We start from the raw sequence: 18509 nt of genomic DNA, 5'->3' as shown, positions 1-18509 counted from the left end.
ACGGTCGATCTCTCCGCGAAGACCGAGGGCTCGTTGTGGACGATCCGGCTCGAAGCAGAGGACATCCTCGGTAACGTATCGGAGACGCATATCACCGTGTCGGTGGACAACGTCGCTCCGAGCCGTCCTCAGTGGGTTGCCGAGGATCCGTCCAGGTCGGGATCGAATGTCACCTTGGCCTGGAAGCCCAACTCCGAGGCGGATCTGGCCGGCTACCTGCTGTTCCGCAACGGTGTCCCGCTCAAACCTTCCCCCGACTCCTCGCCCGTCGAACTCAAGGACTATCTCCTGACCTCGACCTTGACGAGCTACCTCGACAAGGACGTACCGGACGGCGCCAACACCTACGAGTTGCAGGCCATGGACAAGGCCGGCAACCTGAGTGAGCGCTCCGTGCCGAGGTCGGTCCCCCTGGATGTGCTCGCGCCGGTGGCGGGGCTCGAGTCTCCTCCCTCGATGGCGCGTATCTCCGGGAAGGTCGCCCTGGAGGCGAAGGTAAACGGCTCCGATGTGACCCAGGTGCTGTTCCAGGCGCGTGCGGGCAGTGAGACGGCCTTCACGACGCTGGGAGTCGTGACGAGCCCTCCCTTCATCCTGGAGGTCGACTCGGCGAGCTTCAGCTCGGAGGCCGTGGAAGTGCAGGCCGTGGCCTCCGACGCATCCGGCAGCGACCCGGCTCCGGTTTCCGCCTACTACTTCCGGGATGTCAGCCCCAGCGCTCCGGTGCCAGTGCTCAGGGCCGAGGGCTACAGCATCTACGTGGATTGGACGGACTCGAACCCGGCGGGCAAGGTCGCGGGCTACCTCGTCACGCGAAATGGCGGGCACCTGCAAGGTCTCAGCAGTGGTCCGAGGCCCGTCGCGGAGACGTTCCCCGTTGCCACGGGCAATGGGGGCGACGCTTACGACAAAAACGCGTCCACGGCCTGGGTCTCCAGCGATCCGGCGCATCGGCGCTGGGAGATGCAACTGCGCGACCCGGTGCTCGTCGATCGGATCTCCGCGACATCGGCCATGAATACCAGTGGTCAGAAGGCCAAGGTATGGGTGCAGGTGCGTGGTCTCTGGGTGCTGCTCAAGGAGAATCACGAACCGTACATCGACGTGACCCTGGCTCCGCCGCTCGAGGTACGGGCCGTGGCGTACGATCTCACCCCGGCTTCTTCGTCGAGCCCGGTGGGTCTCGCGGAGGTGACACTCAATACGCTTCCGTTCGTCACCGGTCCGCGCCCGCTGCTGGATACGTCGCAACTCTCCAGCGACAAACGTGAATACACCGTCTCGGCTGTCTCTCCGTTCGGCCTCACCGGGGATGGGAAGGCATTCATCACCACCTACGCGCCGATCCTCGATGCGCTGGCGACTGGCGTGGTGCCAACTCCCTCCGTGGCGGTGAAGGGCTATCTCTACTCCTCCGGTCCTCTTCCTTCGACCTCCACCATCGAGGTGTTCCGGCAGCAGGTGCCAACGCCCGTGCTCGTGGCGCAAGGCAGCGCTGGCTGGGATGGCAAGTTCGAGATTCCCACCCCGCTCGTCGCCGGGGAGAACACGCTCTTCGTCAGGGCGAAGTACCCGACCAACAACGTCAGTGCCGATTCCACACCGCTGAAGGTGACCTACCAGTCTCCGCCCGTCATCACGCTGACCAAGGTCGACGACCCCAGCTCCCAGGTGTACTTCCAGATCTCGGTGGCGGGGGAGGGTCTTTCCTTCGTCAAGGGCTACAAGGTTCTTCGTGTGCGTGGAACGAATGCGCCGGAGTCCATCTCGTTGCCTGTCTCGCCCACGCCCACGGAATTCTCCGAGAACAATCTGGGCAATGGGTTCTACCGCTACACGGTGGTGGCGTTGTATGAGAATGGGCTCGAAGCCGCGACCTCCAATACGTTGTTGTTCGAGGTGAAGTCTCCCGCGAGCGAGGTTCCCGAGGCGCCTCGGCTGACTTCGCCCACCAGGGCGGGTAACCCGCTGACCGTCGCGACGACCGTCAACACCATCTCGGGCGTCACGGGCCCGGATACGACGGTGGAACTCTTCGTCAATGGCCGCTCCGCTGGCACCGTCACCCCCGAGGATTCCACCTCCAGGGTCATCTCCTCGGCGTTGCAGTTGAAGAACACACCCTCGGAGTACTACTCGCTGTCGAGCGACGGTCGCGCGATTGCGTACCGCTTCAATTCGACCACGAGCAGTGGCTCGACGCCGGCCATCGGGGTGGAGGATCTGTCCACCCACGACGTCAAGGTGCTCACCCTGTCCGATGTGCAATTCACCGGCACCCCGTTCCTCTCGCCGGACAAGACCCGTGTGGCCATCACCGGGTCTTGCAACATCGCCACGGGGACGCTTTGCAGCGTCGTTGGCAATATCGTTCTCCTCGTTGGCGAGGTGGCGTCGAACACGTGGCGGAAGGTGGATGCCTCCAACCCCGGCAGCATCAGGGTAATGGCCTGGTCTCCGGATTCCACCCGCGTCGCCTATGCCCCCTTCAAGGATGGTATGGGCCCGGTGTTGGCAGTGGGGTCCGTGGCGGAGCCGGAGCGGATCCTCTGGTCGGTGAGGTGTGAGGGCGCGCCCGCTGGCATCCCTGCCTGGACCGGGAACAAAGGGATCGTCGCCGTTGTCTCCAGCAGCCTCGTGCAGTGGGACCTCGACAAGACGAACCCCACGGAGCCTTGCGACCCAAGCTCTCGTCGCAAGCTTCTGACTGCCTCGACCCTTGAGTTCAGCCTCGAGCGCAACACGCTGGTGGTCTCACGCAGTGGCACCCGGATGCTGGTGCAGGCGAACATGATCTGGTCGGACCCGATGGGCCTGTATCTGGTCGACACCTCGGGCACGACGCCGACGTCCCGGTTGCTTTCGTCTTCTGGCAGCGCTTCGAGCGCGGCCTTCTCCTGGGATTCGAACCGGGTCGTGTACAAGGCCTCGGGGCAGCTCATGTTCCAGACTCTCGACACCAGCGACAGTGTCGGGAAGCCGGTCGGCGCCTTTGCCTCCACGGGCCAGCTCCTATGGCCGTCTGACGAAGACCTCTTGCAGTTCACCGAGCCAAACAGGAGCACGGAGCCGCTCCTGACCCCGAGCCGGCTCGACTGGGGCGTGCCATTCACCTTCAGCCGCGTGACCCTGGACCGGGGACCCAACCGGCTCGTGGCTACCGCCAGGAGTCTCGCTGGCACCCAGAGTCCCTACTCCAGTCCCATCGATGTGCTCGTCGACACGAGCCGGTTGCCGGAACTCGTCGTCAGCGCGGTGGTGCAGCCGGCGATTCCTCGCGTGGGAGAGCCCGCCCAGGCCGCCATCACCGTGAGGAATGACGGTGGGAGCCCTGTCAGCGGCGTGAAGGTCACCGCCTCGGTCCTGGGCAGCGATGGTTCGATACGCCCCTCGCGTCTGGTGACGCTCTCCGGGACGCTGGCGCCGGGAGCGACCGTGGCGGCGTTCGTGCCCATCGATATCTCCGGGCTCTCCGGTGGCCAGGAACTGGTGGCGATGGTGGATCCCGAGCAGCTCATCGAGGAGTCCAATCGAGGCAACAACCAGCAGCGGGTCCCCTTCGTCATCGCCGGAGACACGGGAATCACCCTGGGCGTCCATCTCTCCCGTAGGACGCTCGGGGCCCATGACACCGCCTCCGCGACGGTGTCTGTCGTCAACACCGGTGCGGCCACCCCCGTGGCCGTGGAGGTGGAGCTGCTGGACGAAGAGGGCACCCGTGTCAGGACCCTGGGGGCGAGCGAGCTGTACAGCCCCCTGGGTGCTGACGCGAGCAAGTCCTTCAAACGGCCGGTCGAGGTGCTGGGGTTGCTCGCCGGCACCTACAAGGTCATGGCCACGGCCAGGGTGGCGGGCTCGGTAGTCTCCACGGCCCATGCGCTGCTGGAGGTCCTCCCCGATCAGGGAGCTTCCCTGGCACTGTCCCCCTCGCGGAGCCAGTACATCGGTGGAGAGCCGGTCGATCTCATGGCCCGGGTGGTGAACCTCTCGAGCAACTCACTGCTCTCGGGTGCGATGATCGCGCTCGAGGTGAAGGACGCGGAGGGGGCCGTCATCGAGACGCTGAGCCTCGACCTGCAGGCCCTTACTCCGGGTGCCTCGGCATCGCCGGTGGTCCTGCTGGCCACGCGTCCGTCGCCGGGCACGTATCGGGCCACCGCGTGGCTCCGGTTCGATGGTTCCGTGCTCGCCACCTCCGAGACCACCTTCGTGGTGGAGGGCCGGGTGGACGTGCAGGGCGTCGTCGCCGTGGTGGGTGCACCCGGGGCGCCTCCCGTCGTTCCATCTGGCGAGGATGCCTCGATTCAGCTCGAGGTGAGGAATGACGGCTCGGCCCCGGCCGAGTCGCTGGTGCTCTCCGTTCTCCTGGTGGATGAGGGCGCGGTACCCGCGGCTGTCGTGGACACCTGGCCGGTGACGGTGGGGACGCTCGCACCCGGCGCCTCCTGGTCCCACACCCTGGTGGTACCGACCACCGGACTGGTACCGCGGCTCCATGGAGTGTCGCTCACGGCGACCCGGACTGGGGCGGCGGAGACGAACCTGTCCTCCACCTTCTTCCGCGTGGGTGACTCCTCGGTGCCGGTCATCACTTCCGCGAACCTCTCCAACGGAATGTTCGTGCAGGGAGATGTCCTGGCCAGCCTGCAAGTGGTGGATGTCGATTCCGGTGTCGCGAGCGTTCGTGCCCTGGTGGATGGCACCGGGACGGTGGAGCTCGCCCTCGTACCGGGAACGCCGCCGCAGAATGGCACCTGGCGCGGGCTGATCCCGCTCGGTTCGGAGGGCTCGCACACGCTCAGGTTCACCGCCGTCGACAAGGACGGGAACGACGGTGACAGCAAGCCGGTTCCGGGCAATCCCCTCACCGTCACCGTGGTGCGCGACACGCTGCGGCCCGAGATCGATATCTCCGGCGTGGAGGACGGCGAGTTCAGTGCCTCGGTGGTCTGGCCCGTGGTGGTGGTGAGCGATGCCAACCTGGTGCCCCCCGTCATCACACTCGACGGCGTGACCTTCGTCCCTGGAATGTCCGTGGGGACCGATGGCCCGCACCAGCTCCGGGTCGAGGCTCACGACAAGGCGGGGAACTCGAGCAGCGCGAGCCTCGACTTCGTGGTGGATCGCAGCAAGCCCGTCATCTCCGTGATGGGGGTGTCCAATGGCGCGATCCTCGCCGGGCCGGTCACGCCGGTGGTGGAGGTGGTGGACTCCAACCTCGTCACGAAGAGCATCCTGCTGGATGGACAGGAATGGGTGCCCGGTACGGTCGTAACGGCAGGGGGCAGCCACCTGATCACGGCCGAGGCAACCGATCGCGCGAGTAACTCCAGCTCGGTGAACGTCTCCTTCGTCATCGACGACGAGCGGCCGACCATCGAGATCACCGGAGTCGTCGATGGGGGCTCCTACCAGGAAGCGGTGACGCCGGTGGTGACCATCTCGGACACGAACTTGGTCTCTCGGTCCGTGAAGCTCGATGGGGTGGACTTCGTTTCGGGGACGCAGGTGAGGGCCGATGGCTGGCACACGCTCGTCGCCGAGGCGTCGGATGCCGTCGGCCGCCATCACCAGGTCGTGGTCTCCTTCAGCGTGCGGCGGTTCCAGCTGCAGGTGGCCAAGGGGCAAGCCTCCTTTGGCTTCCCCCGGGCCCTGGCCCTGGTGGGATCCGGCAAATGCGTACCCCCGCCGAGCGAGGTGAGCCGGCTCTCCAATTACCTCTCGGCCGAGCTGCAACAGGCCGGCGGCATCCTCCAGGTGACGTCCAACGAGGATGACTTCAAGGAGCAGCTGCGCTCCGGGCGCTTCAACCTCATCATCCTCGCGTCCGCCCGTGCGTATGACAACGGCTGTTCTCCCAACACTCCGGACTCCTCGGACGTGTGCCATTGGGTGACGGAGCGGGTCTACTCCGGCAACGCGGGCCTGATCGCCATCAACCCGGGCTCCTACCGGATGAGGAGCACCTGCTGGGAGGTGTTGGGATTGAATGGAGACAATCTCGCCCCTGGCTCGCGAACGGTGAGTGGTTGGGAGGGGCCACTCGCTCCGCAAGGCGATCTCCAGGCGAACGCGCTCGAAGAGGTGTCGATACTTCAGCTCGAGCCTGGATACGCGATTCCCGCGGCCTGGTACGGCTCCTCGCTGAGTGGCGAGGTGGCCGTCGCCACCCATGCCTTTGGCGAGGGCAGGAGTGTCAGCTTCGGCTTCGACCCGGGGCAGGCCACGCCGTCCACGACCGCGAGCGAGATCTTCCAGGGCGCCATGTCCTGGGTCCATCCGTCGCCCGCCGAGAGCCTGCCGCTCGGGGTGATTCCGGTGGAGCTCCGGGTGGGCAACCTATCCAGCCCGGTCGACGTCCGGGTGCGCGAGCAGCTCGCTCCGGAGCTCTCGGCCATCCTGACGGAGCCGCTCTCGCCCTCGCTCGAGTGGACGTACTCGCTCGATTACGGCGAGCGCGCATTCCCGCACTACCTCGTGCGGCTCCCCGACGCCGTGGGTCAGTACGTGACCACCACGCGGGTGGAGGTGTTGCTGCCAGACGGCCCGTGGCTGGCTGGCAGCCGGACCTTCTCCGTGGAGGTGGCGCGGACCGGGGACGCGCTCTTCACCGAGGCTCGTACCCTCGTCGAGGCACTGCCCACCGAGGGACAGGATGGCGTCTTCCGCTCCGCCATCGAGGATTTGCTCAATCAAGTCCAGACGCGGCCGGTCGTCACGGCGGCTGACGCGGAGGCCAACCTCCGCGACCTCTATCAAGCCGCCGGAATCGCCAGCAATCTGGGTGCCGTCAGCCCTGTCCAGACGCGACTCGCCCTGGATCGGCTCATCATCTATTGGGAGGCACGTTGGTCCGCGCTCTAGTTTCAGTCGTCGTCGCGTTCGCGCTCGTCGCGTCCGCAGCGGAGCCACCGCGAACCATCCGGGTCCAGCGGTCCTCCCCGCAGTTGCCGGGGCTGGCCGAGATCCAGGCTCGCACCGAGGCCTACCGGGCGGTGCTGCGCCGGGAGCGGGCTCCCACCGTGTCGGCGGAGCTGTCGGCCCAGGTGTCGGTGCTGCTCCAGGAGGCTCGCTCCGCCGCGGGAGAGCCCCCGGGTGGGTTGAGCCGGCTCGTCTCGTGCGTGCTGCCCTCGGAGGAGCACCGCCAGCGGAGCACCTCCGCGCACGGCAAGTTGGAGGCCGCCCGCGTCGCCGTGCGGCAGGGGCTCGCCGAATCGCTCATACATTTCGACGCGATCGAAGCGCGGCTCCAGACCGCTCCCAACGCATCCGGGGTGCTGGCCCGGCTCGCGGCCGAGCGCACCCGGCTCGAGACACGCGCCCAGGAGATGGAGCGTGCCATCGCCGAGGTGAGCGGCGCCATGGGGTGCGACACCGGCTCCGTATGGGATCGGTTCCCGGGTGTCTGGCAGTGGGGCAGGGGCCTCGGCGCCGTGGACGATCTGGACTCGCTGCGCACCCGGCTCGCGAACCTGGGGGTGGGGCGTGGCTCCGGTGTCCTCTCCGCCGACCTCACCTACGTGCAGGGACGGCTCCAGCCCGGGCCGTTGTCCACCGAGAGCATCGTTCCGGCGTACCTGGCCGGAGGAACCCCCGTCTTCGAGCTGGAGGACACCACCCAGGATCGTGAGGTGGAGCTGTCTTCCGAGATCAAGGCCAAGGCCGAGGCGCTCGGGAGCGCCAAGGCCGCCTACGACTTCGTGAGGAACGAGCTGCGGCTCGACTGGTACTACGGCTCGCTCAAGGGGGCCACGGAGACGCTGCGGGAGGAGCGCGGCAACGACGCGGATCTCGCGGCGCTGTTGGTGTCGCTGCTGCGGGCCCAGGGAACTCCCGCGCGCTTCGTGGAAGGAACGATCGAGCTGTCCGAGGGCAAGCTCGCGGATCTGTTCGGACTGCTCGGCCAGGAGGAGTTGCAGGCCCTCTATGCGCCGGCCGTTGGCGGTGCTCCCTTCGTCCTGACGGACGCCAAGAGACAGCTCGTGCTCACCGCGCTGGGCGCCATTGGCGTTCCCTTCGAGCCGGTGGTGTCCGGTGGCCGGATGACGGCCGTCAGGTTGAGCCACATCTGGGTCGAGGCCTACCTGCCCGTCACGGACTACCGTGGTGCGGGCGAGGCCCGGGGCGGGCGCCAGTGGGTGCCGCTGGAGCCCTCCATCCCGGGTGGCCCCAAGTATGTCGCGACCACGCCGAGCCTCGATGTGCTCTCGGCCATGGGCGCCAGCGCGGAGTCGCTCACCCATGCGTACCTCCAGCAGGACCAGGGGCTCGCGCCGCTCGTGTTCTGGCGCAATGAGGTGACGGAGTTCCTCAACGGACACTCCTCGGGCCTCTCCTACGAGCAGGTCCTGCGCAAGGTGGAGAAGAAGCCCGAGGAGCTGCCCCTGCTTCCTGGCGCGCTGCCGTACCGGGTCGTCTCGGTGCAGGCCGAGCACACCTTCCTGCCCGAGAAGCTCAAGCACCGGCTGCACATCACCGCGCACGACGGGTCCGAGCCCCTGCTCGACATCACCCTGCCCATGCACCTGGTGATGGGCCATCGCGCCATCTTCACCTACGAGCCCGCCACCAACGAGGACAAGGAGCTCATCTCCGCCTCGGGTGGGCTCTACAACGCCCCGGCGTCGGTCGTGGAACTGCGCGCCACCTTCCGGCTCGATGGGGTGCGGAAGGCCCTGGCGACGCGCTCGGTGGGGCTGGGTGCCCGCCATCGTTGGACGTTGGAGATGCTCCTTCCCGACGGCTCCAAGCGCCGGGTGGAGAATGAGATCATCGCTGGCAATCAGGTGGCGATCGGGCTGGGCGCTCCGCTCAACCGCTACCTGGAGCCCACGTCGAAGCCCGCGGGCGATGTCGACACGGATGCGGCGCGCTTCCTCTTCCAGCGAGCCGTCGAATACGTGAATGACTGGACGGAGTCAGAGGAGGCGCTGGCCAACCTCACCCGGGTGGTACCGGTTCGGCCCACGGCGAGCCTGGTGCTCGTGGAGAACCAGCTCCAGGTCAAGGAGTCCTTCGGCGTCCGCGAAAAGGTGGAGTGGAAGGGGCTGGAGGTCGATGCGGATCTCCGCAGCCTGACCCCGCTCGAGCTCGTAGCGGGGCGGGGAGCCGCGCTGCTGCGCCTCTCTGGCTACGAGGGCTCCTTCCTGGAAGCCAAGGTGCTCGCCGACAGCACCGGTGAGGAGTCCGTGTCCGCCGTGACACTGCTCCAGGCGGCGCACGAGAACGGCGTGCCGGTGCTGCGGATCGACCCGGCGAACGTGGGGACCGAGCTGGGCAAGCTGCTGGCCTCGCCCGAGGTGCTCGCCGACGTGAGCGAGCTGGTGGCCAACGGCCGTGAGGTACTCATTCCGAAGACGCCTCTCACGATCCGCGACTGGACGGGGACGGGCTTCATCGCTCGCGATCCGAAGACGGAGGAGGGTGGTTATTTCCTGTCCGGCCGGCTCTCCGGTGGCCAGACGGTGGTGTCGCCCGATTCCTGGTTGGACCGCGCACTCGCGGATTACCTCGAGACCAATGCGCCCGACTCCACCAACGACACCTCGCTCATCGGTCACATCCTCAAGGTGCCCGATACGGACCTTCAGCAGGGGACCGTGGGAGAGGCTCTTCCCAAGGAGATCGCCGTCTACGTCACCACCACCGACGGCGTACCCGTGCGGGGAGCCGCGGTCACCTTCCGCACCGCGGATCTGTCCAAGCCGAAGTTCCAGAAGGCGGGCGACACGAGCCAGAGCGAGACGGTCACGGTTCAGACCAACAGGTTCGGACGGGCCTCCGTCAAGGCCTTCCCCGATACCAACATCGGTCGCCTTGGCGTCTTCTGGCCGGGTGATCCCAACCAGGAGCTTCACGGCTTCAACGTGGTGACGGCGGAGGTCGCGACGACGACGGGTTCCATGAAACTCGCGGAGCCCCTCTGGTTCACCGCGAAGCCGGGACCGATCTCACAGTTGATGAAGGTGGACCCGACGCGCACCTACAGCGGTGACAGCGGGGTCGAGATTGGTCTGCCCTTCGAGGTCAGGGCCGCGGACCAATATGGCAACGCGCTCGCCAACAAGACCGTCACCTGGACGTCGAATGACGCCGCGGGCCGTTTCTTCATTCCGGAGACAGGGGGCGTGACTCGGGTGCAGTTCCTGGGGAGCGATCCGGAGCAGCAGAAGCAGCAGCTCCCCCTGGTGACGCCCACCTCCGGAATGGTGGTGGCGGGCTTCATCCCCGGCACGCCCTCGGATGTCACGGTGCTCGCTCAGAGCGGCACGGTGACCCAGACGTTCACCGTCCACTCTTTCGTGGGGAAGGAGTTCACCTTCCGTCTGGCCACGCCGGACACCGCTGGCAGCAGCGGTGTGTTCGGCGCCTCCGTGCCCAAGCCCTTCATCGTCGAGATCCTGCGGAACGAGAGCGGAAGCTGGACGCGGGTGAAGGGGAACGAGCCCGATCTGCGGGCCAACGTCATCATGGGGCGGGTGACGGCGGCCAGGCTGCTGGCGGACGTCAAGACGACCCCTCCCTATTTGCTGGGATCGGGCGCAACCGACGGCATCGACGTGGACGACAACGTCGTCGCCTGGCCGACCTACGACGTGGAGAACGGCATGCAGGAGATGGCCTTCTTCGCGCAGGTCTTCAAGAAGAAGGGGTACGGAGTTGTTGGCGAGGATCTGGTGTGCTGCGACAACCGCTTCGTCTCCTCCTTCTACTCCGGTGTGCCGGAGGTCGAGGTCAAGCGCCTGCGCCCGGGTGGTACGGAGGAGCCGCTCAATCCGTGCGGTCAGCTCGCTCCGGATGACGAGGCCTTGCGGCTCAACCTGTCGAACCCCGGCACCTTCCCCATCTACGCGCGGATCATCCAGCGCCCGGAGATCGCGGGCACCGAGCTGTTCAAGGTTCCATCCCCGGACGTCCTCGCGCGGGATCCCGTGGATGTGTCGCGCTTGCTCGTCCCCCCTGGCACGACGATCCGCATTCCCCTCGAGTTGACCGTTGGCTCGGGAAGCGGACAGGCGGAGGTGGAGTTCTATGTGCCGGACTTCAGGATAGGGCCGGACGCTCGGACGCAACTGAAGAAGAGGGACTCGTACACCTTCTCCGTGCGCAAGCAGTTCGGTGGCGTTGGCAGCTCGACCCGTGAGCTCCGGGCGAGCATCGTCCTGGCGGTCCGCAACTTCGCGGCGGCCCGGACGCCCAAGGATTCGGAGGAGGTCACGCCCGTCCGGGTCCCGAAGCCCATCTTCCGTCCCGCGCAGCTTCCCCTCTGCGTCAACGAGACGGGCAAGCTCGAGGTCAAGTCGGGCACGGCGACCATCGCGGGCGCCAATGTGGTGGTCCAGGACGATGGCGCGGTGGAGCTCTCGAGGATCGCGGACGATGTGCCCCTGCCGGATCATCCCTCGAACGGAGCCTTGTTGGTCCTTGTTCCCCCGGGGGATCCGAGTGGCCAGGAAGTCGTCGTGGACTTCCTCCCGACCCGGACGGGCAGCACTGAGTCACAGCACATTCCGCTCATCACCTCGGTGGAGGACGCGAGCGCGCTTCCCGTGGGCCACACCTTCGTCAAGGACGTCAGCACCGTCGACGGACACCTCGTCAAGCAGAGCGTGGACCTGGAGGTGCAGGGTCGTGCCCCGGGGTTGCAGCTGGTGCGCAGCTACACGAACCGCGGGCATGATGGCAGCCCGTTCGGCCTGGGTTGGACGCACTCGTACCGAGGCTACGTGCTGCCCTCGTGGGACGCGGATCTGAATGTCGCCCGCTACATGGTGGTGGGCGGGGAGGGTACGGGTCAGGTCTTCGAGTGCAAGCCGGCGGGTCCGACCGAGTGCGTCTCCCAGGATGGCTTCCACGGCACGTTCCGCGGAGAGACGGAGGGATCGGGGGCGGGCTCGCGGCAGATCCTGATCTACCGGGCGAAGAATGGAACGGAGTACCGCTACGGTCCGGTCATCAGCACCACCGAGGGACCTCGGCACCAGTTGCTGTCCATCCGGAGCCCGGCGGGCAATGCGCTCACGTTCGAGTACGAGGGCCCCGGAACCGATTACGAGGTGGGGCGTGTCTACGAGCCCGGCCGTCAGCGCTTCCTGCAGTTCCGCTATGAGCGCGTGAGCGGGGCACCGCGTGCGCTGCTGTCGGCAGTGGAGCTCTATTCCAATCCCAGCGCTCCCGAAGTCCTGGCGGAGACCGCCAACCCCGAGCACCTCGGCGTGTGTATTGCCTATCTGTACAACACCCGGAGCATGCTCGCGGCCGTCCAGCGTTACGACGGTCCGTGCCCCGAGTCGCTGGAGGGGCAGACGCCACTGCGGCAGGAGTCCTACGCCTATGTGGACAACCCGCTCGACGAGCTGCGGAACAATCTGACCTCGTGGACGGATGCCAACGGCAACACCACGTCCTATGTCTACTATCAGCCCGAGGATCGGCTCCCGGGTGAGACTGACTTCCTGAGGTTCGGGAACAAGTCGGAGCGCGTTCGCTACGTGAACGAGCCGGAGGGGGCCACCACCGAGTTCATCTACAGCCTGGAGCGGAGCGAGCTGCAGGTGTTCGGGTCGCCCATCACCGCCTTCGTGACCGAGGTGAAGGGACCGCGCCCGGAGGTCACCAAGGGCACGCGTTACTACATGGGCCTGGATGGCACGGTGGCGAGAACGGAGCGGCCCCTGTCCACGACGCTCACCGCGACGACCTCCGCCAAATGGGATCCTCTCCACATGCGCCGCGACTCCGAGATGGATGCCCGCGGCCGTGGCACGTCCTTCAAGTATGACGGCTTTGGCAACCTCATCGAGCGCCGGATTTCACTCGCGCCGCTGCCCGCCTCCGGAGATGGTGCGGCCACCGAGTCCGTCAAGGATGGCCAGGACGAGACGAAGGTGCACGGCGAGGTGGTGGAGAAGTGGAGCTACGATCCGGCCTTCAGCGTGCCGGTCTGCTCCATGGACTCCGAGGGACGCATCACGCTGTTGGTGCTGAACTCCAATGGTGAGGATCCACGCACCGGCACGGCCGTTGGGACCGGGCTCGTCCTGAGCAGCCGCCAGTATGCGCAGACCGTTGCCAGCGCGGAGCGGACGGGCACGAAGACGTGCAAGGAACTCGCGGCGCAGTTGTCGTCAGGGCCTGACGACATCGTGCAGCACCGGACCTGGTGCAAGGTGAATGGAGTGTTGTCCTGCCCCGCGGATGCGCTCCCGGGTGATCCGCTGGAGACGTGGCTCGAAGGCGCGAGTGCGAGTGAGCGCATCCAGCACACCCGGAACGCGGCGTATGACGATTGGGGTCTGCCCTCCGTCCAGGTGGCGTACGTGAACGACACCCAGGAGCTCAGGACCGAGTTCTTCCGCAACAAGCGCGGGTTGACGGAAAAGCAGACGGACACCTTCGGGCACGATACCGAGTGGACGTATGACGGGCTGGATCGCGTCAAGAGCACGACCCGGTTCAACGACAAGGCGGCGGGTGGGCCACATCTGTCCGTGGCCTCGCCGTCCATCGTCCAGACGTTCGACTACTACCCGGGTGGCCAGCTCAAGAGCGAGAAGAACGACAGCATCGGCTTCGAGCGCCGCTACGAGCTCGATGCGCTCAACCGTGTCAAGAATGTGCGTGAGTCCGGCAATGGTCTGAGCGAGGAGCTCGTCATCGCGTATGATTACGACAAGGCGAGCAATCGCACGCATGTGACGGATCGCCGCGGGGTGACGGCGATCACCACGTATGACTGGGGTGACCGGCCGATCCAGACCTCCGTGCGCGTCCTGGAAGGCGCGGCCCGGTATGGGTCGCAGGGGGGCGTGAACGACTCGGCCAGCGAGGTGGTGACGGCGACGTTCGGCTACGACGCCGTGGGTAACAAGGTCTACGAGACCAACCTCCACGGGCAGCGGACGGATCACGTGCTCGACTCGCTCTACCGGGTGGTGCGCACCCGGATGCCCTCCGTGCCGGGAGCCAGCTTCGCGTCGGTGACACCCGTGCGCTACGAGCCGACGGCCCGCTACGACCTCGTGGGCAATCCCACGAAGAAGACGGACGGCAACGCACACCTCACGCGGATGACCTATGACTTCGCCAACCGGCTGGTGAGCGCGGTGGATGCCGAGGGCCGCGAGGAGCGCCGGACGTACGATCACGCTGGGAACCCGAGGGTCCTCGAGAATCGCACGGGCGGCACCGTCCACCTGACGCGGACGACGACGTACGACGGTCTCAATCGGCCGGTGTACGTGGAGGAGAAGTACCTCCACCCGAACGCGAGTGGCTCTCTGGTCCAGCGCGAGCGGCACGTCGAGACGCGCTACACGGACGCGGAGAACACCGTCACGGTGAAGGATGCCCGGAACTTCGTCACCACGACGGTGAAGGATGACCTCGACCGTGTCATCCGCGTGGTGGTGGACGATGGCTCCGGCAAGTTGTCGCGTACGCCTGTCGAGGCCGTGGGACCCGCACTGTCCCTGACCACCCTGCGCGGGTACGACGGCAACGGCAACCTGACAACCGAGGTGGATCCGCTCGGTCGCAAGACGACGTACGTGTACGACGCCCTGAAGCGGCTCCTGGAGACGCACCGCCCGATGGAGGCGACGGAGAGCGTCGAGTACGACGGGGAAGGGGCGGTCATCGGACGGGTGGACGCGCGGGGGATTCGTCGCGAGTTCACCTTCGACATGTTCCGTCGGCCCGTCACCGACTGGCTGGTGGAGTCCCTGTCCAACAACGGGACGCCTCTGGACCTGTTGACGCGGACGTACTTCGACCTGGCGGGGCCGGATGGCGTGACATCCGTGGAGGAGAAGGATGCGCGCGACAACACCACACGGCGCTACCGGGATGCCCTGGGCCGAGAGCTCAGCGTGGTGGATGCGAAGGGGAAGGCGCAGGTCTCGCGCTACGACGCCGTCAATGTTCGCGAGCGGCGTGATCGCAAGGGCTACCGGACTCTCCTGCGGTACGACAAGGCCGACCGTCTGAAGGCTCAGGACGAGGAGGACATTGTCGACGGGTCCGCGGTGTTGAAGTACCGGCAGTCCATCCTCTACGAGGATGCCCAGCAGCGTGAGACGCTCACCGACCGTCGCGGCATTCCCCTGGTGAATCAGAAGGATGGCCTGGGCCGCGTGGTACGCACCACCCGAGGCACCTCGCCGCTGCTGCAGACGGATGAGACGGAGTACAGCGCCCGGGACGAAGTGGTCGCGGTGATCGACGCGAACCTCCACCGCAAGGAGTGGCTGTACGACGGAGCCGGACGCAAGCTGGAGGAGACGCTTGGGGCGGGCTCGGCCGATGCGGCGACGACGAAGTACACGTACGACGAGGCGGGCAATCTGGTGGCCTGGAAGGGGCCGCGCGCGCTGGTGGGGGGCGTCACCTACGACGAGCGCAACAGCTTCGACGGTCTGAACCGTCTGGTGCGGCGCGAGAATGCGATGGGCCATGTGTGGGCATCTGCCTACGACAAGGCCGGCAACAAGCTGTGCGAGAAGCGTCCGCTCGGCAATGCGACCCTGACGCACGGCAACACCATCGGGTTGTCGTTCGAGGCCATCAAGACGGCCGTGTGTGACGGTTCCTACGTCACGAAGTATGAGTATGACGAGCTGGGCAAGCTCACCCAGAGCATTGATGCGAACGAAGGCAAGTACACGTTTGTCTACGACAAGGCACGCAACCTGGTGGCCAAGCAGGATGCCAACGGGCACCTGACGACGTACGAGTACGACGAGCGAAACCTTCGCAGTGCCGAGCACCAGCACCTGGATCCACACACGAGGCTGTCCGGCCGTGCCAGCCTGCCTGGCACCGAGGATCAGGCCACTTCGGACGGAGATCTCGGTACCCTCACCTGGGAGTGGACGTACGACAACAACGGGAACATCGAGACCGAGACGGACCCGAAGGGACAGGTGACGACGTCCACTTACGGGGTGCTCAACCGACTCGTGTCGCGCTCCTACTCGAGCCCTGTGGCCCGAGAGATGCCTTACGTCGAAGCGCAGTCCTTCGAGTACGACGAGAATGGCAACCAGACTCTCGTCAAGGAAACGAAGCAGACGCTGGCCGGGCAGGAGTTGAAGCAGACCCGTTTCGGGTACGACGATCTGGACAGGCTGTGGCTGCGGGCGCGCTACTACGGCAGCAGAAACGTCACCGTCACGTACAAGTACGATGACAAGGGTAACCGAACCGAGGTGCGCGACGCGGACAACGCAACCACCACGTACACGTACGATGCGCTGGATCGGTTGAAGACAGCCGTTCTCGCATTGGGTACGACGGAGTACTTCTACTGGCCCGATGGATTGCTCAAGCTCACCACGCACCCCAATGATGTGAGGGAGGCGCGCTGCTATGACAACGCGGGTCGGTTGTCGAAGCAATTGACCGCGCGTGGGTCGCTCAATGCCGACTGCAGCCTGGGGGACGGCGCCACACTCCTCAGCCGCTCCGAGTATGGATATGACAACAATGGCAACCGCAACGGTCTGAAGGAGTTGCGGACCAACGCGGCAGACCAGAAACTGGAGACCGAGGAGCAGACGGAGTACGGCTACGACGAGCTGGACCGGCTGACGGGGACTCGCATCCTGGCGGGCAGGGCCGTCCTCTACCGTCTGGATGCGGTGGGGAACCGGACGGGAGAGAAGGAAGTATCCTCGGAGTACGTCACCTCACTGGGGCCCGAAGCGTACGGGGTAGAGTATTCGAGCCTGTTCCGCGACGTGACGTACGCCCTCAATCGTGCGGACTGGTTGCGGACCAGCACGGATGCGAAGGACGCGGCTCGCGCCATCACCTTCGGCTACGACCTCAACGGCAACCTGGTGTCGAAGCTGAAGGGGGGTATTACGCGGACGTTCGCATGGGACGTGCGTAATACGCTGACGGTCGTGTTCGATGTCACACTCACAACCACTACGGAAGTGGGTCGCTATGACTACGACGCCAACCTCCAGCGGGTGAGCCGGAAGACCGCTTCCGAGAACGTGTCGTATGTGCTGGATGACGACTTCGTTCTCCAGGAGTTGGATGCGGCACAGACGAGCCAGCCAGCGAAGCGCCGCTACCACTACGCGGCGGGGCCGCTTGCCGTCAGCGAAATCTCTGGCAGCACCAACACACGCATTCTCCACACCGATGTGCTGGGCAGCGTCACCGATGTTACGTCTGTCGCTGGTACCGTCTCGACTACGCGCAAGTACGACGCCTGGGGTAGCTATCGTAGCGAGACCGCGCCTTTGGTCGCGGACTTCAAGCTTGGCTACACGGGGCACCAGTATGATCCGGAGACGGGCCTTACCTACGCCCGGGCTCGATACTACGACAGCGATCTGGGTAGGTTCATCAACCGTGACTCGTACGAAGGGGGGCTGGGCGATGCGCCGAGTCTGCATCGCTATGTGTATGCCCATGGGAATCCGCTGCGGTACACGGATCCGACAGGCCACTACACCTACGATGTGGCGAAGGGCGAGTTCCACGTCGAAGAGAGCGATACCGCAGACGATCTCTTCAACGCTGCGGAACGATTCGAATCCGCAGGCCTTTTGGCTGCTGGCTCGATGGAAGGCATCACCGCTGCAATCAACTTCGTCGAGGAGCGTTACGCCGACGACAAGGATCTTGGGTTTTTGCGTAAGGAGGCCATCGCATCAGGAATCCGCCGTGGCTTCCATGCGCGCAAGCAACTCAGCGACAGCTTCGACAGAGAAGTGCTCGAGGGCTGGGATGGCCGCGCCTATGCCGTCAAGCTGAATCGCGAGGGCGTGAAGCAGGCGGATGAGTACGCCGAACGCACCGTGCTGGTGGCGGGCATGATGGGGGTGCCGACGAGCAAGGGAGACCTTGTGTTGATGGCCGCGACAGCGGGCGGCGGCTACATCGTGGTCAAGGTTGGCGGAGTGGCGCTGAAAAGGGCGCGCATGTACTTCCGCAATCTCAAGTCAGCTGATGAGGTGGTTGGTTGGGCGCGTAGTACTGGGCAGCAAATCCAGCACTACTCCGACGAGTCGGCGCTTCGGGCTGCTGTAGCTGGCGAGAATGGTGAATTGCCGGAGACATTTGCGGCTCTTACTCATGAACATCCGGTTTCTCGGCGACTCTTTATCAGTCTTGGTCCGGGATCTGCGGAAGACTTTGTATTTACTATTCCTGGTACCAAGTATGGTATTCTTGGAGCGATAGATGAAAAAGGTGTTGTCGAAATGGTCATTGAGGCTGGTAAAGAATCTCCCGTGCGTGGAAGTGATATGTTTTTTAAGATGATGAATCACTTCGGTCCCAAAGTGAAGGCTGTCAGGGGCAAGTGGGTGTACGGTGATAACTTGGCCAAGGTGAATGAGCTTACGGCAAAGGGGGTGCCCCTGGAGGAAGCGGTGAAGCAGGCGTGGACCGGAAGGCGAGCAGCTGAGTACGAGTTTACGAAGCCAACGCTGGAGAAGATAGAAGGCGAGATGGGGGCTTATACTAATATTGAGGTGAGGTTTGAATAG

General features: G+C 65.4%; 2 protein-coding genes (1 of these 2 only partly in view). Both read left to right on the top strand.

The features are described from left to right. Positions 1 to 6864: the 3' end of a CARDB domain-containing protein gene (locus JRI60_RS27955; RefSeq protein WP_204218932.1), read on the top strand. It extends 9906 nt beyond the left edge of the window; only the last 6864 of its 16770 coding nucleotides appear in the window; its start codon lies off the left edge, out of view; it ends in the stop codon at positions 6862 to 6864. Next, a complete protein-coding gene (locus JRI60_RS27950; RefSeq protein ID WP_204218931.1) occupies positions 6849 to 18509 on the top strand; it encodes an RHS repeat-associated core domain-containing protein in 11661 nt (3886 codons plus the stop codon). Before JRI60_RS27955 ends, JRI60_RS27950 begins: the two co-directional genes overlap by 16 nt.

The sequence above is a fragment of the Archangium violaceum genome (assembly GCF_016887565.1).
GTDB classification, from domain to species: domain Bacteria; phylum Myxococcota; class Myxococcia; order Myxococcales; family Myxococcaceae; genus Archangium; species Archangium violaceum_B.
Note: the sequence above shows the minus strand (reverse complement) of the source record. Positions and strands in the feature narration are given on the sequence as shown.